Genomic DNA, 19,252 nt, shown 5'->3' with positions numbered 1-19,252 from the left:
CTCCTAGACAAATTTAGTCTAATACGAATTAAGTTATTCTCAATTTTTTTTATTATTTTCTAGAAAAACAGGGTTTTTTTATGAAAATATTAATTACAGGTAAGCCAGGAACAGGAAAAACAATTTTTGCAAACTATTTAAAGTCTCGTCATTCAGATTTTACTGTTATTGAATTTGATGATTATTTGTCGGATAGAGAAGCTTTTGAATCTAAGATTTTGAATACCAAGGATTGTATTGTTGTTATTCAACATCAAAAATTTATAACTGTTTCTGTGTCATTTGATAAAACTTATGAGTGCATCAGGGAATCTAAGGAATCATTCCAAGTTACGGATGGTTTTTTAATTCAGGGATTTTTATTTAAGGAAATGAGCAAATATTTTGATTCCAGATTAACAGGTATTTTTTAGCTCACGGATTTCGGCATAACGTATATTATGTTCATTAGGATACTCAGCATCGTGAATATAATTTTGCAGATTCACGATGCTGAGCTGTGGCAACAACTGAGGTTGCGTAGGCCACAGTCTTGGATATCTTATTTAACATAATAGTTACGTTATGCGACATTCGTCGGAGCAAAAGAGAAGGGCCTATAAAAGGCCCTTTTTAGTAATCGATATCGATGTATAAAATCATTATTTTATTTTTTTGTCTCAACTTTAATATTTCCATCTCTTGTTACTTCAATAAATCCTTCCAGTAGTGTTTGCTTGATAATTTCGTGAAATATTTCTGTATCTCTTAATGGCTTTTTTCCAGCTTTCACAAGGTCTCTATTTAGTTTTAAAGCTGTTTCATTTAGAGCTTGTTCTTCCTGATCTGTAAATCTAAAAGTTTTAGCCATTTCATCGATTCCTTTTCTAAATTTCAAAATTATAGATGAACTTGTGATTTATTCTTGTATTCATATGTGATTTCTGTATTATTGTCATAAAATGATTTATGCATTTGTGATTTCATCATGATAAAAACATTCAATAGTCCTCAAGATTTCACCCAAGCTGCTTTTAATCGAGTTGCTGAACTGGTGTCTCAACATGGCCAATGCGCTTTAGAGAATTTTGTACCTGCTTTCTCAACAGAGCAGTGCTTAGAGCATTTGGCTTTAGTTGCTAGTGAAATGGCTTATGACTATTCATACATTGATGCTTATGCAGATATCTACAAAAAAACAAACGCTGAATTAAAAGAAGAAATGGGGGATTGCTGATCATGCGTGGTGCTTCTCTAATATTTGCGTTTCTACTTTTTTCTATTGTCTTGATTTCATTTGGAATTGTTCTTTCTTCGTTTCTGTGGGGAATGGCTAAATGAAAATTAATGCAGTTCACCAGATCGATCTTGCTGAATGTCCTCGCTGTCATTCAATCATGTTTAGAAACCTTATTTCATTCCATTTAACTCGTTGTTTGGGGTGATTGAGATGATTGGTTTTGAAAGATTTGTTATCGGGTTTGTTTACTTTATTGCTTTTTTAGTTTTGGCCCTTGGTCTTTATTCCTTCTTTATGGGGTGGCTCTAATGTCAGGTTTTCATATTCCTTCATATGCTCTTGGTGTTGTTTTGGGTCTCATTGCTGGTATTTCTATTGCTTTGGAGTGGCTATAATCATGTCCAAAAAATCTGATCAAAAAAGCACCATTACCCGTGAAAACACGGGGGAAAGTACCCTAAATCAACACTTCTTCAGTCCTGAATCGAGTCTCCTGACTGATTTTTCCACCCCCATTTATAATATGGGGGTTACGGTATCCGATCCTCGGCTGAAATGCGATGAGTTCACCTTCCCGCGGAAGCTCGACAACGTAAAAATGGTTCTAACAGAAAAGGGCAATGTGCCAATTCTGCATTCAGTTCCTTGTGATGAATACGGTATTGCTTCACATGACTGGGTAACTTTTAGCTTTTGCCAATCTACCCTAGGCAAAGAATATTTTTCTATTGATCCTGATAATGCCGAATCATCATTAACCTACGGCATTGAAACGTTCTTAGATCACCATCTTTATGAGATTTTCGGCTTTGGCTTAGAAAAAAAACGTGATCGTGGTATGCATAACTACAAGTTTGCATATGAACTTCAAGACATGCTCGGCATGGTGCTTTACGGTCATAGCTCTAAGAAAATATCAGTACAAATCAATGGTTCAGGCTGTGCTTTGGCCCGCAAAGGTTGGCAGCTCCGTTTATACAAATGGCTTACTTCTTATGAGCGTTTCTTCGATTCTTCAACTGGCATTGAAATAGTTAAGGGCTGTGTTAATCCAAAAATTACCCGTTGCGACTTGGCTTATGATGACTTTGAAGGGAAGTATATATCTGTAGAGATTGCCGATCACTGGGATGATCTTGATGGTTTCTGGTGTGGTGGTCGTGCTCCAAAAATTGAAAAGCCGGGTGCTTGGAAGCGTCCAAATGGTAAGGGTCGTTCATTCTGTGTGGGTGATCGTACCAGTGGAAAATATTGCCGTTTCTATGAACGGGGTAAAAAAGAGGGCAGCCCTTTAAGTCCTTGGACACGGGCGGAAGTCGAGTTTAAATCTAAGGACCGTTATATTCCGCTTGATATTCTGCTGTCTCCTTCACAATATTTTTTGGGTGCATATCCTTGTTTTGAATGGCTTGCCAAGCAATTAGAAAAAGACTTTGTAACGCCTGAAAAGACTCAAGTTGTTAAAAAAACGTCTCAAATTAACTGGGATAGTTCAATCGAAATTGTCCGTGAACAATTCGGAAAATATATCCGTCAATACTCAAAAATCATTGAGTCTGATGAATTAATTGCAATGCTTTCATCCCCAAAAGATGAAGTTCCAAAGCGTCTCAAGTTTTCTCATGCTGCTGTCATGCAGTCAATCCGTTTAAAACAGCCAATACAGTCTTCGCTTGATGCTTGTAAACCAACAAGTTCTCTCGATGAAATGCCTTTATTTGTAGGCGTGGCTGGTGTCAATAACTCCGCATATAAGGAATTTATCCATGCTAATGCAATCTGATGTTGTAGTTACCGCTTTTAAATCGTCTAAGGGCGAAATGAACGGTAAGCCGTATGATTCAACTAAGGTTTATATCGAAACTGGCATGCAAGCCGGTGAGCGATCTAAGGGTATTGTCAGTACTGAATACACTTGGGGGCTTTCTTTGAATTATGACCTGATTGAAAAATTAGAACTGCCATTTAAAGCTAAAGCAACTTTTAAGCTTGTAAACAATGGCCGTGATTCAAAAACAATTCTTGTTGATTTGGTGCCTGAAAAGGTTCAGCCAAAAGCTGCAAATTAAGGATTTTAAGAAATGGCATACGTTTGTGAAGTCGTTAATGCTGCAACTCAGGCGTGTGATCAGTGGGTTCTTTTCACTCCATTTCTTCCAGAACTTACTGATGAGGCCAGAGATGAACTCATTAAGTATGTTCTAAAAATGTTTGCTGGAGTTTTCATAATTACGCGTGTTCTCCAGATAGTAAAAAAAGCGCGCTGACTTAACTTAAAAAAGGAGAATCCCATGGGATTACAAAACGTAGAAAAAATTGAAACCCAACAAAATCATGAAAAATCATGGTTTAACCGTTTCAAATACAAATTGGGTGCTGCTACAGGTGCTACTACTGCTTTAGTGGTTTCAACTTCATCTAATGCTTTTCTTAAATCTGCTGATGTGACAACTGCTACTACTGCTGCTGGTGGTGAAGAGGTTCTAAGTTCTACTGGTATTTGGGTTCTTACTATTGTTGTAGGTATGGCGATCTTTGGTTTGGTTATTGCCGCAATCAAAAAGAAATAAAACCTTCCACAAGTGTTTTAGGTGCAGATCATGTCAGTTGAGTCTTTTTTAAATTATTTCATTCTCGTCGTGATCTGCGTCGCCCTTTCTAGGATTTTAAAATGATGAGAATTTCTATTTTATTATCCTTTTTGTTTCTTTTCTCTATTACTGAATTACATGCAGGTGCTGCTGAAAAGTGGGAATATGAACCTGTTATGAAAAACATGAATATTGAAGTTAAAGCTCATAAAGTTGATCAATACGGAGCTGCTGTTAATGACTATGAATACAATACAAAAATTGATCCTAAAACATCGGTTAATAGAACAAACATGGGGAGAGTTGGCTTCGGTCGTCTTTTGAGAATTAGCGGTTGGGGTCTTTTGGGCTATGAGGCTTTATCTGGTTTGTTGAAAGCTGTTGACTGGGTTCTTGATCCCGAAGCCCAAAGCATTTGGCGTTATAAAATCGATGAATCTGGTGGTTTAAGCAGTTGTATTTATTATGATTATCCTGATTCTCCTTCAAGAAAAGTTCAACTTTTTTATGATTATAATTTTCAGTCACAGACTATTTCACGTTGTCCCTTGACTGCCGCTCAAAGTTTTGCACGAGAATGGTCTAAGCTTCATGGTTATCAGGTTGAATTCACAAGATGGGTTGATAATACTCAACTTGAAAAATTTGCTACGATGGGCACTAAAATTTATCCCGTCTTATATTTTGTTGTTACTTATACTTATTCAGATGGATCTCACGAAGAAAAAACATTTGCTCTTAATATTAAACCTGATCCCAATCAGAATATTCCTGAACGTCCCAAAGAATACTTAACACCAGACGAACTAGCAGATTATGCTAATCATACTCATCCGGATTATTCTAATCCCGATTTAGCTCCAAAGCTTGAGCCAAAATATTCCCCTGAAATTGCATCTGATTTATGGAAGCCTTCAAATCCTTGGGAAGAAACTAATAGTCCTACAGTACAAGAAGTAACAAGACAGTTAGAACAGTCACAGCCTGTACCTAAAACAGATCCTGAAATTACTCCTAATCCTGAAACTGGCTCTTGGAAATTACCCCCCTTTTGTGAAATTGCTGCTCCTGTCTGTGAGTTTATTAAATGGGTTAAAGAACCTCCTGAGTCACTTGAATCAATTGATGTTCCAGAAAAAGAGATTGATAAACAGGAAATTAAAAAAGACCTAGTTACATTAAATGTTAGGTCATGTCCTGCTGATATTAGATTTGATGTTCAGAATTTGCCTTTCGGTATTCAAGTAAATAAGGGCGTTCAAATGCAGCCGATCTGCGACACCATTGAACCTCTTAAGTATGTTTTTCAGCTTATGACTTTTGTTTTTTGTGGCTTTATTTTATTGAGGGTCTGATATGTCTAAGTTATTAGCCCTTGTTTTAACTTCATTAATTTCTAGTGTTATTGCTCGTGTTCTTATGGGTGCGGGTCTTACTTTTATTACTTATAACTGGGTCAAAGATATTTTAGATGGACTGATTATTGAAGCTCAAAAGTCTTTAGATAATCTTCCAGAAATTGCGCTTTCATTCTCCAAGCTTTTAACGCTTGACCTATGTTTATCCATGCTTCTTTCTACGATACAGCTTGTCATATTTATCAAGTGTGCGCGTATTTGGGTAGGGAAGTCTTAACACATTTGTGCGATCGCTATGCGCGCGCGCTGGGCGGGATGAGCCTGTGATTCCTGCTTAGTGTGCGCGTAGGGAGATCGTAAAAAGGGGTAAATTATGCTTACAGCTATATCAGCACCACCTGGCTCTGGTAAGTCACTTTGGTGTGTTGAACTATTAGAAACTACGGTTAGAAAAAATCCTAATCGTATGATTTTTACAAATATTATTGGAATTAATATTCCAGGTGTTTTACCTATTACATCGTCAACAAATAATCCTTTCGATTGGCGTGATCTTCCTGATGGTTCTTTAATTGTTTTTGATGAAGCGCATGAACATCCAGCTTTTTCTAAGACTGATTTACTTAAAAACTATCAGTTACCTAAATACATTAATGATCTTTATAATAATCAAGTTGCCAAGATTTTAGATTATGTAAATCTTCCGACTCCTTTAAAAATTGATCTTTTGAATAAGCATGGTTTCGTTTATACAGAATTACCTTTATCTTTAAAGGTCAAAGAACAAGAACAGTTAATCCAAAATGTCCGCAATCTTCAAAAGGCAGCATTGGAGAGAGCTAAAGAGGATATTTTAGATATTGGCCGTGCTTTAACTATGCATCGTCATTTTGGCTTTGATATTGTTCTTGTTACTCAAAAGCCTGATCTTTTAAATTCCTTTGTTAAGGCTGCAACTTCTGAGCATTTAATTCTTCGTCGTCTTTTTAAAATGCAGCTGGCAATTATTTATAGTTATTCTGAGATTCAGGATAGTTTTGGTAATGCTACTCGAAAGAATGCTTTGTCTTGGAAAATATGGTTTTTTCCTAAACGTCTTTTTAAGTATTACATTTCAGCAGAACAGCATACAGCTAAAGCTTCATTGCCTTGGGGTTTGAAAGTTCCGATTCTTCTTTTCGCTTGTCTTGTTGTTTATTCTGTCTATCGAGCTTATTCCTCTGAATTTGGATTCTTTAAGAATTCTGCTCAAGCTGAAACTGTTTCAACGTCTTCGGCTTCTCCACAACAGACTAAGGCTCAGACACAACAGAAACCCCAACAACAGCAGATTCAAGATTTATCTAATATCTGTAGAAAAGCTGTAAATATTGAAACACCTGAATGCACAAAATGGTTTGATGATATTTCAAAAGGTGGCTTATCGGTTTCTTCAGCTGGAGAGGTTAAGAAGTATGTTTATGATCCTTCAAAACCTTATGATTTTGAATATGTGCCTGAGGAAGTAAATCCAAATGACTTTCCTAGAATGTCAGGTGTGATAAAGCTCTCCAGTGGTAAGCTTGTTGCTGTGGATCAGCAGGGTAACTATATGCTCTCAGTGTCTGAAAAGGATTGTAGAAGGTGGTTAGATGGTTACAGACCATTTAATTATTTTGCTCAGGGTAATTCTTCAACAAATCAATCACACTCTAATCAACAATCTATAGAGCGAGTGTCTACGAGTGAACCGGAAAATCAAAATACTGAAACATCTTCTCTCTGATTACAAAATCCGGGAGAATGAATCTAATAGGGCATAACAGAGGGCGTGTTCCGCCCGAACTGATTAAATAAAATCTTTAATGATTTCTGAACGTTTAGGTACTTTTGCATATTTGATTGATTTTTTTGATTTTAATGTGATAGGTAATTTATTGATTTCCAGACTTTTGATGAATTTTCCTTTCTGTCTTAAGCTGCTGATTTCATATACTAAAATTTGATTTCCGCGTTTAATGACATGCTTTTCAAGTAACGCATCTTTTGCAATTTTATACAGTAGATTGGTGTTTGAAATATATCTGTTTTTATTAAATAGATTTTCTAGCATGGTTAAGCTAAGTATGTGATAAAAATCGGATTTTACACTGAATGATTAATAGACATCTATATAGAACAGTTGGCTACAATAGAAATAAGGGAGTTTTACTTAAAGAAGATTATATTTTTATCCGTGAATGTTTAGAAAAACATTTAGAAAACATGCAGTTATCTAATGAAGATTTATCTCGAGAGATTGACCAATTAAAGGTACTTTTTATCAGGTTGGATCATACGATTGGAAGATTATAGCGTCTTATAACATGCGGGTTACGATTGATTAAATTTGAATCAAAATAGGGTGTTTATCCTGGTGAAATTATGAAAATAGATAATGAGTTTTTAGGCCAATTACAAGAAATCAAGACTTTGGCTTTTCAAGTTAAATCTAATTCTGTTTATGCTTTTGATCCATGTGATATGCAGAAAATAGAGCGTATTTTATTTTTGGCTGATAAAAGTATTCATGACTTTTTAGAGCATTATGATGACAAGATAAAGCAATGATGTTTGCGATCCGGCTGTTGATTGCTAAATGAAATAGCTTGGACGTTTATAAATTAACTTCCAAAATAAAAATACAAACTTCCAAAGCTCACGGATTTCGGCATAACGTATATTATGTTCATTAGGATACTCAGCATCGTGAATATAATTTTGCAGATTCACGATGCTGAGCTGTGGCAACAACTGAGGTTGCGTAGGCCACAGTCTTGGATATCTTATTTAACATAATATACATTATACGAAATTCTAACTATGTACCTTATATAAAGCATGTTCGCTATACGTTATTCATTTAACTAAACTTGTTACTCTGTTTACGGACGTTAATGATTCAAAAATGATTGTTTGGCAATAATTATTCAATCTTAGTAAATTTAAATCAAAACAATTAAGTGTCATTAGGTATGTCATCTTTTCATAGTCTGCAAGTTATCTAAATATTAAAATGAGAGTTGTTACTTAACCAACAGCATTATTCTCCCTTAAAATAGCCCATTGGAAATGTTCTATTAAATTGCTTCTTATTCCCTTAATCTTTTTCGGCTTTCCGTGAGAAATCTGCGCAATAAAAATTTGCTTAGTTGAATCGCTACAAAATGTGTATTTATTTCAACCATCACCACATATCATAGACATCAAAATGAATTAATTTATACATAAATATCAATAATATATAATTTAATACACATCCATATTCTGTTAAAAATGATTGATTTAAGTACCTTATTCTTACTTGCAATTATATATATTCAGCCACATCATGAACGCATAAGGCTTTAATCAAGTGAGTAGCATAATGACGCCTGAACAACGCTTTCAAGCCGTATTAGCCCAATCAAAACAGCATGATGATGAGGAATCCCAGCGATCAAAATTGGAAAATAATTTAATCGTGATTAGCCATGAACTCAAGGAACTTGCAGATACGCTTGAAGAACAAGTAACCGATCTTATCTTCATTGAAATGGATAAATTTTTAGAGTCTCAAGGATGGACTTCAGAATTTAATAATGCCAAAAATAAAAGATATAGCCTAAATCATAAAAATATTTATATCACTGCCCTAAAACCTGTCAGTGGAAAATTTCTGTTTGTGATCAAGCATGATCTATTTAACAGTACCGAACATCGGGTTGAAGTCTGCTTTAAAGCCAGTACAACCTTAAGCCATTTTAAAACAGCGATGCAAGGTGGCGATATTAAAAATGATATACCAATCAAAGCACTTGAAGATTGGTTAAAGGGCTTACAGTTAACCCAACAACAGTTAAAAATAGAAAGTGAAAAGCTCCAACCCGATGGTTTAACTTATGAAATCATTAAAGTGGGACAAATTCATCATAAAAGACTACCTAACTTTATCGAAGCATTTTTATCCATCCTGGAAAATAGATAAACCAGTTTAAAGCTAGGTCTAAATTTTTTGACTTGATTTATAATAATAGCTATTCATAGCACGCTTTCAATATGCACCTGCAAATTTAAAACTATAACTGTTATATAAATATTTCACTTTTTTGTATCTATAGATACTCATTTACATCGTCAATAATCAAACTAACAGATAGACAAATTGAGATAGTCTGATGAACGATCAAGAGCAAAAAAGACAGCAAAAATACGCTGACAGTGGCATTTCAGATAAAGCTTTCAAACGTGCCATCATTTGGTTCGGGATTTATGCTTTATTGTTCTGTATTGGTGTCGCATTCGTGGTTAACGCAGATAATTCATATCTTCCATAATTTCAACATGACTAAATCTATGATCAAGCAGCATGTTTTCGTCAAGCATGCTGCTTTTTTAGTTTAATGATATTGAATTTTAGTTTGCATATATTCACCGTAGACTGAAATTTTTTCAAAAATATGCTCTGAATAAAACATATCATCTACCAGCAATTGGGCTTGATCAAATCTATATAAATCTAATATTTTCAGCAACTTGGCATTAATTTGAGAAAATTTTGTACAAAGTTGTATGTATTCATCACTTTTATTCTTAAATAATAGTTGTAACATATTGATTTTATTTATATCTAAATATTCAGATTGCTGTTCTAGAGCAATGACTTGAATCTGCACATGCAAAAAATCAGCGATTAGATTAATCAATTCCAGATTGACATTCAGACGCGTAATACAAACTATTCTAGATACTTTTGAATTACATAAACCATTGATTAAATTTAGATAAAATGAATCTTCCCGAGTCATTCCTTCATCATTTAATTGTAGAGATAAGCCTAGGCTGTCCAATAGTTCATCAAAATTAAAGCTGAGATTATTATAATTAGCCTGATAATAACGTGACAAAATGCTTAAACTTTGTTCATTTTTAACTGTGTGATAAATGACCTTTTGATTCAGATTAGCCAATATAAATGGTGAGAACAAATAAGCTACATCTTCAATATGCTCTGTAATGGGGTCTTGCAGAATCACAATGTGCCCTGCCTTCTCTATTTCTCTGAGCTTTTTTGCTCTTAATAATGTGGCTTCGACATTTAAATATTTTTGCTTGAGTAACCCTTCAACCTGTGGAGAAACTTTATGCCCTGTAAGCAACTGCTGGATCAAATTTAGTTGCGATATTTCAAACATTTATCACTCCATTTCAACATTTTATGCACATTCATCATGTGTTTGCATTCAGTGTGCGCTAGTATTGCAAATATTTTTGAATTTGATAGATACAACATCAGCCATAAAATTTATAACAGATCTGCATTTCCAAACAAATCTGTTATAAAAATACTTCCATATTAACTAAATACAGTTATATTTATAGACAGTTACTTTCTCTAAATTACACGTCAACATGTATAAGTCAGAACAGCTTGCTCATCAATTAAGACAATTGATTGAAAGTGGCACACTGAAAGCCCATGAAAAACTTCCTTCTTTACGTGAACAAGTGCAGCTTTCCGGCTTTAGCCTGATTACCGTGATGAATGCTTATCAAGAGCTTGAATCTAGAGGTTTAATTTATGCAAAAGAAAAATCTGGCTACTACATCGCAAATACATATGCAGACCATGAACATAATGCACCTTTAATCGTTTCTCTCAATTCTAATATTGAGATCAATTCATTAATTTTTAAGTATCTAAAATCCATTCAAGGCGAACACATCGTTCCATTTGGTTCGGCCTTCCCCTCCAGTGATTTGGTCTATTCCAAAAAACTGACCCAGATTATGGGACAAATTGCACGTAATAAAAAAAGTTATGATGCTATCGATAACTTGCCACCCGGAAATTTTGCTTTACGCAAACTGATTGCGCAACGTTATTGTATGCAAGGTATAGCGACCGATCCTGATGACATTGTCATTACATCTGGTGCTATGGATGCGCTGAACCTGGCGTTACAAGCAATTGCTCAACCAGGTGACTATATTGTTTTGCAGCAAAATATTTTTTATGGTGCCTGGCAAGCGGCTGAACGTTTAGGCCTGAAAGTAGTCACGATCCCAGAGCACCCCAAACATGGATTTGACCTGGACGCTTTTGAACATATCTTAAAAACCTATCCGGTAAAACTCTGCTGGTTTATGTTGAATAGCCATAATCCTATAGGTTTTACCGTTTCAGAAGATATAAAATTCCAGATTTCAAAATTATTACATCAATATCAAGTTCATATGATTGAAGATGACGTCTATGAAGAAATGTATTTTGGACATAAAAAGCCTTTACCCATGACCTATTATGATCAAAATAATTTGATCCTCCACTGCTCTTCTTTTTCTAAAACTTTGGGTGCAACGTTTCGGGTGGGTTGGGTGCATGCCGGGAAATACTCGCAGCATATTCAACACTTGCAGTTAATGAGCACTATTTCTGTCAATTCTTTACTGCAAACCGCTTTAGTGGAATTTTTGTCCAATTTTCATTATGAAAAGCATCTGCGTAATTTACGAAAAAATTTACAGCATAATAAATTATTATTTTATAGATATTTAGAGTTAAACCTACCCCTTGAATGTAAAATTGAATATTATCCGAGTGGCTATTTTTTATGGCTGAAACTGCCTAAAAATGTAGACAGTATGCAAATTTATGAAGTCCTTATCCAGCAGCAAATAGGTATTGCACCGGGTCAACTTTTCAATATCACTGCACAAAAACAGCATTATTTAAGGATGAACTGTTCATTTGAATGGTCAGATTCAGTTCAGCATTCACTCGATCAGGTTATTGCTACGCTGCAAGGTTTTATAATGGATGAATAGTTTAAATTGACAGTGAATATTGTCATGACTATGTTGTAAAATGATTTTGATCAGCCTTGTCTTCTTATGCTGATCTCTATAAGACAAAATGAAAAACAAAAATATAGGGAAATACAGGGCTAAAATTATATGGAATCGCAAAATTCTAAACGAATTCATGCATTTGATAATGATGTAATGTCAGATCTAGATGCCGTGGGTATCGCACAATTAATTCGCAGTAAACAGGCTTCCGTACAGGAAGTGACAGCAGCAGCGATTGCCCGCGCACAACGCGTCAATCCGCATCTCAATGCGATTCAGCTTGAATGTTTTGAGCGTGCTTTGTCAAAGCCACATTTCAAGCCAACAGGAATTTTTGCCGGTGTTCCCTTCTTTTTTAAAGACAATACCGATTATCAAGGCTTAGCAACCACGCATGGTTCTAAAGCGGTACATGGTAAAACCGTATTAATTAATCCCAAAATCAGTCAACAAATTTTAGATCAGGGCTTTGTGGTTTTAGGTAAAACCACCCTGCCCGAGTTTGGTTTAAATGCTACCACTGAGTTTGAGGATGGCAGTGCTACGGTTAATCCCTGGCATACAGACTATTCTTGTGGTGCATCTTCGGGTGGTTCTGCTGCAATGGTGGCCTCTGGTGTAGTACCTATTGCCCATGCCAATGATGGAGGCGGTTCAATTCGAATCCCCGCTGCTTGCTGTGGTTTGATTGGACTTAAACCCAGTCGCGGTCGTACATTTGATAGTGATGCAGCACGTTCTTTACCCATTAATATCATCAGTGAAGGTGTAGTTACGCGCAGTGTTCGTGATACGGCTTACTTTTATGCTGGTATGGAACACAGATTTTATAATAAAAAACTGCCTAAAATCGGCTTAATCGAACAGCCTAACCAGCGCCGTTTACGAATCGGCTTAGTTACCCAATCCATCACCGGGAAAATTGATCAGGAAACATCATTGACTCTCAACCAGACTGCGAAATTACTTGCAGACCTGGGTCATCAGGTTGAAGAATTTAAGCTGCCTATCTCCATTAACTTTGTTGATGATTTTAGTGAATATTGGGGGTTTTTATCTTTTATGCTGCAAACCTTTGGCAAACAGGCTTTTGGGGCCGGATTTAATGCTAAAAAATTGGATAATTTAACCGTTGGACTTGCTGGACTTTATAAAAAGAACTTTTATAAAACGCCGTTATTTTTGTACCGTTTAAAAAGAATGCAGCAACAATATCAGGACATTTTTAACCAATATGATGTGCTTCTTTCACCGGTATTAGCCCATACAACTCCACAAATTGGTTATCTATCGCCTAGACTTCCATTCGATCAATTATTTGACCGGATTCAAAATTACGTTACCTTTACTCCCATTCAGAATGTGGTGGGCGCCCCAGGAATGTCGATCCCGATGGGACAAACGCAAGTGGATGGCTTGCCAATTAGCATGCAGCTTTCTGCCAATATTGGTGATGAAAAAACTTTAATTGAGTTGGCCTATGAAATTGAACAGGCAAAACCCTGGCGTAGAATTCAGGATGCTTGATCATAAAAATAAATAAGGAAGCATCAAGCTTCCTTATTTGATATCGTATTTAAATGCAATAACTTATTGAACTTGAAACTCAATACGACGGTTTTTTCTGCGACCCTCTACAGTGGTATTATCAGCAACAGGTTGATTCGAACCGAAACCTTCTGCAGTTAAATTTGTAGCTGCAATATTTTTCCCAATTAAATAATTTTTCACTGTAGTTGCACGCTGCTGGCTTAAAGTCAGGTTTTTATTTGCATCACCAGAGCTATCCGTGTGGCCAATCACCTTCACTTTTTTACCGCTGACTTTATTCAATGCTACGGCCATTTCATCTAAAATTTGTGTGCCTGATGCAGTTAACACAGCACTTCCAGATTCAAATTCAATAATACGATGCTTTAATGTAGCATCAATCATTTGTTGCTCAGCTTGGTTTACGGATAATTGTGCATTTAAACGATAAGGAGCTGCTACAAGACTGTGAAATTTTGTAGTTGTCGGCTGAAGGTCATTTTCATCGCTCATTTTTCCGGATAAATCCACCTGCGTACCACGTACGGTTAGTTTGCCTTGTTTTACTTTCTTTAAGTCATCGGTAATGACATTACTCACAGCACCGCTCCAACCATTAGGAGCAGTAACAGCACGGACTTGAAGTCTATCTACGACATTCTCTTGCCCATAAGTCGTGTACATTTTATTTAAAATCTCTTGTTTACTGGCTTCATTGGGCACCGCCCCCTCAATGACAATCGGCTCGGCATGGATCACTAAAGATAAGCTAAAAATTAAAAAAATGATCCGAAAAATAATTTTAATATATTGTTTTTTCATAATATTTTATTCATTAATAAATGTTTGTTTAAACAGTTTCATACTTTGTGTAAGACTTAGTTGGCGCTCACTTAAAACTTGTTCTAAAGCAGTAAGTCCTGCATTTTGTTCTAAATAAGGATCAATCCAGTTGGCTTGAAGCAGTGAAACCCAATGCCCGGAATCCATTTTTTGATTGAATATCTCGCTTAAAGCAATAATATCGGCACCTTGGAAACCAAACAGCAGCACGGGTTGCTTCAGATGCAAAATTCCAGTCCATAATTCTACATTTTGTTTTGAAACAAAATAACTGATCAAATTGACCCAGAAAGCGGCTATTTCATGGCTATAATTGGAGTTATTAACAGGTAAAATCAGGACTTTTTTGATCTGCTCCGTTCCTTGTTGAATCACGGGCTGCAGCAATAATCCCAGACCAATCATACTTTGAGCAAGCTTATGGGTACTTAAGCCCATTAATTGTGAAAATGAATGAATAGTATGATCTTGATAAAACTCAGCACTTTCATTACGTGTAAGCACTTCAATTTCATTGCTTAATTTTCCCAGTTTATCAGGTAGAAGATCAGGCTCACTGAGCGACTGTAATTCCCTATTCTTTTGCAATAAATCAATTAAAGTCTGCTTATAACGCAAGGGTGCATAAAAAATATTATCACCGGGCAAATCAACTTCTAATAAATGACTTAGCAGCATTGGAAATTGACGACCTGAACTATCTTCACTACTGATTAAATTGGCGACCAGAAAACAGCTGTCCTGTGGATTTGCAATAAAAAAATCCAGCGCAGGGAGTTGTTTATATTTTTTAGCAAAATCAGCTGATTGCATGGCATATTCCAGTGCCTCAGTAATCCATTGATCTAGCAATTGAATTAAGGCAGACTGCCCTCGTGTTTTCAAAAAATCACCATGTGCGGGACATTTACCATAATAAATCGGGAAAGTTTTCATGGTATGCATGAATATGCTCCCCCTCTTTTTGATGTGCGGATGATATGCTTTATATCCATCATGGGATAACTCCACCACCATTATTCATACTTGTTAATGCAGGAGTGGCATTTGTTTTAACCACTGCTAGGGTGGTTGGGACTGTCTGTGCTGCAACCACACGAACCGATTTATCATTCACCACCTGATCAACCAGTTGCATGCCGGCATACCCACGACTCGAACCAATATGTCCTGAATTACCACTAATCAAACGGAAATTAACTTTTACGGCTAGCTCAGGATTTTGTTGATCTTTCCAGATCATCTCAAAACTATCGCCACGTTGTGTACGCTGTGCATGATCAATGAGGCGGTTAATGCCATATTCCCCTGGTTCATCCAAGATGGTATGCATTTGTCCTTGCAAATCTACCGCGCTAATACGTGCACCCGGAATAGAACCTTGATTTGGCCAGACAAAATTAACCCATTGTTGAATGCCATTTTCATAGACCATTCTTTGGCCATCAATATCAATGGTATAAGACAGAAGTTGTGGATTTTCTAAAGGATAAAACTGGAAATTGGATTGATTGCTTACTGCTGTTGCCGTTGTTTGGTTCAGCTCCCCTGTTGCCATGCCATTATTGGGTGCCACATAACTTTGGAAATTCATTACAAATTGTGGATTCAGACTAACCCCCAAATCTTTCCAGGTTTTGGAGGTTAATAGATAGCCACGACGAATGACCAACGGATCGAGATAGTCTTTGACAAAACGTGCAATACTGCCATTTTCACCCAAAATTTGACTGATTTCTTGGCGAGTGGCCTGCAATGTTGCAGAAGAGTTAAATGGATATTTTTGACTTAAGTTAGCGCTAAATGGCTGATTCGCCTGTATCATCCATAATTTATTCATTTCATGCTGTGCTGGAATCAATAAGCAGGCAAAGGATTGAGTTAAGGGACTCATTAATAATTTTTGCAGAACTTGCTGATCTGGGTCATTCAGTCCAACAGTCATTTTTTCATCAATTATTTTTTGGCTATTATTAAAAACAGAGTTTTGATCATTAATCGTTTGCTTGACTAAAATAAAGGCTGCCGGACCAATATCCCCAGTACTATTCAGATCATTAAATTTGCTCCTGACCTGTGCAAGTGATTGCATATATTCATCTAATAAAGATTTGTTTTGTTGATCATCGCGTTTACGTACCAGTTGATAGAACATCTGGAATTCTTTTGAAATGACTCCTTGTGCCTGATTCGAAGCCAGGTTCGTCACTTTATGTGTATCCTGGGTTAAAATTTTAGCTTTAAACCATGCCATGAAACCGGTTTTTGGTGCAGCCAATTCTGCCTGAAGCACTGGATTATCCCAACTGGTTTCTTGAGCAATATGCTGAATAATGGCACGAATGGGTGAGTTTTCTGGCTCGCCTAAGATTTCAATATTTTTTGTTTGTTGGTTAAAATCACTGGCTTTAGCATAATAAATGCCATTTAAAAATTTACGCCATTCAGCGATATATTGCTGCTTATATAATGCTGATAATTGCTTGCGAATCTGGTCTGAACTGCCACTAAAAGTGAGATCATCCGATTGAGTGCTATTTAACACCCAGTCTTTGCTATCTATTGGGCGGTTTGCTGCATCATCAATCGCTTTCTCTACATATTCAGTCCATGCTTTATAGGTAAACATGCCAGGTAAGGCATAACTTCCCAGTACTGTATTTTGGCCATTTTCTCCCACTAACTGCTTTACGGTTACAGCAGGATAGCGCACTGCGGCACGCATTTTGATTTCGTTATACACACGGTCCCGTGCAGGCATCCCCCGAATGACAGCCAATAAAACCTGACGGGTCTGATCAACCAGCAAAGAGTCTGCTTCAAGGATTGGAAAATTTTGAGTATGTACCAGTGTGATGCTATAGGATAATATTTGCTCCGCTTTCTGGATCATTTCACCGCGTGGCATCAGGCCAAGATTTGAATCCAGCCAAGGACGCCAGAAACGTGTCAACTGATCACCTAAATGACTTGAATCCATATATTGAGGATTACTCAGCATTAAGTAAGCCTTTAAGGCATTGTAAGCATCTTGGGGATTGCTTTCAGATGGTTCTAAATATTGCTGATTTTTATCGACTTGTTTTATTTCAACACTAACATGATTGGCCTTTAAAGTGGCTTCGTTGCTTTTTATACGCTGTAAATAATGTGCAATATTCTGTTGGGTTGGCTGCAAAAGCAGCTGTCTAATGCCCTTTAAATATTCAGTTTGTAATTTTTCTAGCAACGCATGCCCCTGATACAGACCAAAGCTAAACTGTAGAGGCTGATTTTCCTCGAATTGATCAAGCTGCTGCATACGCTCCTGTAAAATCAGCAAGGCATTCAGTTGCGTAGAGAGTTCTTGCCCGGATTGCTTTTCCAATTGTACGACCTTGTTCAGATCGGCTTGCACATCGGCAATCAGTTGCTGATTATTCCGATATGACCAAATCCATAAACTTAAAACAATGGATATACCCAATAAGGCAGCGATAAATGCTAAGTAACGTTGTTTTTTACGTACAGGATTAATATGCTGTTTAACCAGATTTTGGTCTTTCAAAATCACATTTGAAAATAAACCTTTTAGAAAGTAGCCATGGTTTTGTGAAGTCGAATTACCCAGTCCAGTATTTTCACTATTTAAGTTTTGTGATAAATGAAAATCCTGTGCAATCTGCTGGGTCATTGGACTTTCAATTACACCTTGTTGTAAGGCACTGGTAAAATAGAAACCACGGAATACGGGTTTAAACTGATAGGGATTTTCTTCAAATAAAGTCCCAATAAAAGTTTTCATTACTGGTTTTAAACTTTTGAACTCTAAAGGAAATGTCATCACACTTGGTGAAATATTCTGGCTATGACGTCGACTAAGATGTGTGGTACTTAGCCCTTTTAAACCATCATATAAAACTGCATAATGCTGTTCAAAAAGCGTCATTACATTCTGGACGGAATTTGGCTCGTACTTTAAAGTCACTCCCCACACCTGATCAAACTCGTCAACGTCATAACATTCAAAAAATTCAGTAAATCCTGCGATTAAATCCATTTTGGAAAATACTAAATAAACAGGTGCAAATATCTCTAAACGTTCGGTAATATCTTGAATGCGCGCTCTTAAATTTTTAGCCAACTGGATTGATTTTTCTGGGCTTTGGCTGATCAGTTCGGCAATGCTGACCACCACAATTAAACCGTTAACCGGTGCTCGAATACGGCTTTTCTTTAATAAGTTCAAAAAGCCCAACCATTCAGGATGATCCTCAGCATAAACTGAGTAACGCCCGGCAGTATCCAGTAACACCCCTTCGGTAGAGAAAAACCAATCACAGTTTCGTGTCCCGCTTAGACCAGAAGAAACCTTTTTTTGATGGGAATCCTCAAAGGGAAATTTCAGCCCCGAATGATAAATTGCCGAACTTTTACCTGCAGCTGGATTGCCAATCACCATATACCAAGGTAATTCATATAGTGCTGCATTGCCTTTTTTATCTCCCAACTTTGATTTACGAATCAGCTGGATCGATTGTTTCATTTGCTGACTCATCAGCTGTAATTCTTGCGTATCTTTCTGCTTGCCATATTCAGCTTGTGTATCATTTTCAATAGCTTCAGCAAGTACTGCACCCTGTTGTGCATAACGATATTTTTGAATTAGCCGATATACGCCATAGCCGATAAGTGCAAAAACATAGGCTGCAACGAGCGCCCAAAAAATATTTCGCGGAATGACGTTATAGGAAGAAACCAGTGCCACTAAAAAGGAGAGTGCAATAATGACTTTGGGATGGGTTACATATTGCCAGACATAAGCTAAAACGGTATAAAACATGTGATTCTCGTTATTCTATTTATTTTTATTCATCTTTAAA

General features: G+C 36.6%; 19 protein-coding genes. 13 read left to right on the top strand and 6 right to left on the bottom strand.

The window, feature by feature from the left end; translation table 11 throughout:
- Positions 1 to 80 precede the first annotated feature (80 nt).
- On the top strand, positions 81 to 413 hold the full coding sequence (locus tag WAE57_RS06620; protein ID WP_237788496.1) for an AAA family ATPase: 333 nt from the start codon (positions 81 to 83) through the stop codon (positions 411 to 413).
- A gap of 233 nt (positions 414 to 646) precedes the next feature.
- On the opposite strand, the gene WAE57_RS06615 is transcribed toward WAE57_RS06620, so the two are convergent.
- The gene (locus WAE57_RS06615) at positions 647 to 850 is read right to left on the bottom strand and encodes a hypothetical protein (protein WP_337709413.1); all 204 of its coding nucleotides are present in this window, start codon (positions 848 to 850) and stop codon (positions 647 to 649) included.
- Between the two features lie 114 nt (positions 851 to 964).
- On the opposite strand from WAE57_RS06615, the gene WAE57_RS06610 reads away from it, so the two are divergent.
- The 7 genes from WAE57_RS06610 (at position 965) to WAE57_RS06580 (ending at position 6,933) form a co-directional block, all read left to right on the top strand.
- Entirely contained in the window at positions 965 to 1,216 is a 252-nt protein-coding gene (locus WAE57_RS06610) for a hypothetical protein (RefSeq protein ID WP_337709575.1), read from the top strand.
- A 400-nt stretch (positions 1,217 to 1,616) separates the two neighbouring features.
- A complete protein-coding gene (locus WAE57_RS06605; protein ID WP_337709411.1) occupies positions 1,617 to 3,002 on the top strand; it encodes a replication initiation factor domain-containing protein in 1,386 nt (461 codons plus the stop codon).
- The gene (locus WAE57_RS06600; RefSeq protein ID WP_337709409.1) at positions 2,986 to 3,288 is read left to right on the top strand and encodes a hypothetical protein; all 303 of its coding nucleotides are present in this window, start codon (positions 2,986 to 2,988) and stop codon (positions 3,286 to 3,288) included. Before WAE57_RS06605 ends, WAE57_RS06600 begins: the two co-directional genes overlap by 17 nt.
- 222 nt (positions 3,289 to 3,510) lie before the next feature.
- Positions 3,511 to 3,789, top strand: coding sequence for a hypothetical protein (locus WAE57_RS06595; RefSeq protein ID WP_337709407.1), 279 nt, complete (start codon positions 3,511 to 3,513; stop codon positions 3,787 to 3,789).
- 101 nt (positions 3,790 to 3,890) lie between these two features.
- Complete coding sequence (locus WAE57_RS06590) at positions 3,891 to 5,165, top strand: virulence factor TspB C-terminal domain-related protein (protein ID WP_337709405.1); 1,275 nt, start codon at positions 3,891 to 3,893, stop codon at positions 5,163 to 5,165.
- Between the two features lies 1 nt (position 5,166).
- Positions 5,167 to 5,445, top strand: a complete 279-nt coding sequence (locus tag WAE57_RS06585) for a DUF2523 family protein (protein WP_337709403.1) — start codon at positions 5,167 to 5,169, stop codon at positions 5,443 to 5,445.
- 96 nt (positions 5,446 to 5,541) lie between these two features.
- Positions 5,542 to 6,933: a zonular occludens toxin domain-containing protein gene (locus WAE57_RS06580; RefSeq protein WP_337709400.1), complete on the top strand. Its 1,392-nt coding sequence runs from the start codon at positions 5,542 to 5,544 to the stop codon at positions 6,931 to 6,933.
- A 63-nt stretch (positions 6,934 to 6,996) separates the two neighbouring features.
- Here WAE57_RS06580 and WAE57_RS06575 read toward each other — a convergent pair whose 3' ends face one another.
- Positions 6,997 to 7,260 (bottom strand): hypothetical protein, encoded by a 264-nt coding sequence (locus tag WAE57_RS06575; RefSeq protein WP_086176785.1) that lies wholly within the window; start codon positions 7,258 to 7,260, stop codon positions 6,997 to 6,999.
- A 311-nt stretch (positions 7,261 to 7,571) separates the two neighbouring features.
- Here WAE57_RS06575 and WAE57_RS06570 point away from each other — a divergent pair, with 311 nt between their 5' ends.
- From WAE57_RS06570 to WAE57_RS06560, 3 genes are all read left to right on the top strand, one after another.
- Positions 7,572 to 7,757, top strand: a complete 186-nt coding sequence (locus WAE57_RS06570) for a hypothetical protein (protein ID WP_337709397.1) — start codon at positions 7,572 to 7,574, stop codon at positions 7,755 to 7,757.
- A 784-nt stretch (positions 7,758 to 8,541) separates the two neighbouring features.
- Positions 8,542 to 9,153 (top strand): hypothetical protein, encoded by a 612-nt coding sequence (locus WAE57_RS06565; protein WP_337709395.1) that lies wholly within the window; start codon positions 8,542 to 8,544, stop codon positions 9,151 to 9,153.
- Between the two features lie 190 nt (positions 9,154 to 9,343).
- Positions 9,344 to 9,502 (top strand): hypothetical protein, encoded by a 159-nt coding sequence (locus WAE57_RS06560; RefSeq protein ID WP_171262915.1) that lies wholly within the window; start codon positions 9,344 to 9,346, stop codon positions 9,500 to 9,502.
- 63 nt (positions 9,503 to 9,565) lie between these two features.
- Here the strand turns inward: WAE57_RS06560 and WAE57_RS06555 are convergent, their stop codons facing one another.
- Positions 9,566 to 10,360, bottom strand: a complete 795-nt coding sequence (locus WAE57_RS06555) for a hypothetical protein (protein ID WP_337709392.1) — start codon at positions 10,358 to 10,360, stop codon at positions 9,566 to 9,568.
- Between the two features lie 217 nt (positions 10,361 to 10,577).
- On the opposite strand from WAE57_RS06555, the gene WAE57_RS06550 reads away from it, so the two are divergent.
- Positions 10,578 to 11,993, top strand: coding sequence for a PLP-dependent aminotransferase family protein (locus WAE57_RS06550; protein WP_337709390.1), 1,416 nt, complete (start codon positions 10,578 to 10,580; stop codon positions 11,991 to 11,993).
- Between the two features lie 129 nt (positions 11,994 to 12,122).
- Entirely contained in the window at positions 12,123 to 13,544 is a 1,422-nt protein-coding gene (locus WAE57_RS06545; protein ID WP_337709388.1) for an amidase, read from the top strand.
- Between the two features lie 63 nt (positions 13,545 to 13,607).
- On the opposite strand, the gene WAE57_RS06540 is transcribed toward WAE57_RS06545, so the two are convergent.
- Genes WAE57_RS06540 through tssM form a run of 3 tightly spaced genes read right to left on the bottom strand, consistent with a single transcriptional unit; the run spans position 13,608 to position 19,212 of the window.
- A complete protein-coding gene (locus WAE57_RS06540; RefSeq protein ID WP_337709386.1) occupies positions 13,608 to 14,369 on the bottom strand; it encodes an OmpA family protein in 762 nt (253 codons plus the stop codon).
- A gap of 6 nt (positions 14,370 to 14,375) precedes the next feature.
- Positions 14,376 to 15,335 (bottom strand): type VI secretion system-associated protein TagF, encoded by a 960-nt coding sequence (gene tagF, locus WAE57_RS06535; RefSeq protein ID WP_337709384.1) that lies wholly within the window; start codon positions 15,333 to 15,335, stop codon positions 14,376 to 14,378.
- A gap of 49 nt (positions 15,336 to 15,384) precedes the next feature.
- Complete coding sequence (gene tssM / locus WAE57_RS06530; RefSeq protein ID WP_337709382.1) at positions 15,385 to 19,212, bottom strand: type VI secretion system membrane subunit TssM; 3,828 nt, start codon at positions 19,210 to 19,212, stop codon at positions 15,385 to 15,387.
- Between the last annotated feature and the right edge of the window lie 40 nt (positions 19,213 to 19,252).

Source organism: Acinetobacter sp. NS-4 (genome assembly GCF_037402435.1).
Taxonomy (GTDB): domain Bacteria; phylum Pseudomonadota; class Gammaproteobacteria; order Pseudomonadales; family Moraxellaceae; genus Acinetobacter.
The sequence above is the reverse complement of the archived record's forward strand: the minus strand, read 5'-3'. Positions and strand labels throughout refer to the sequence as shown.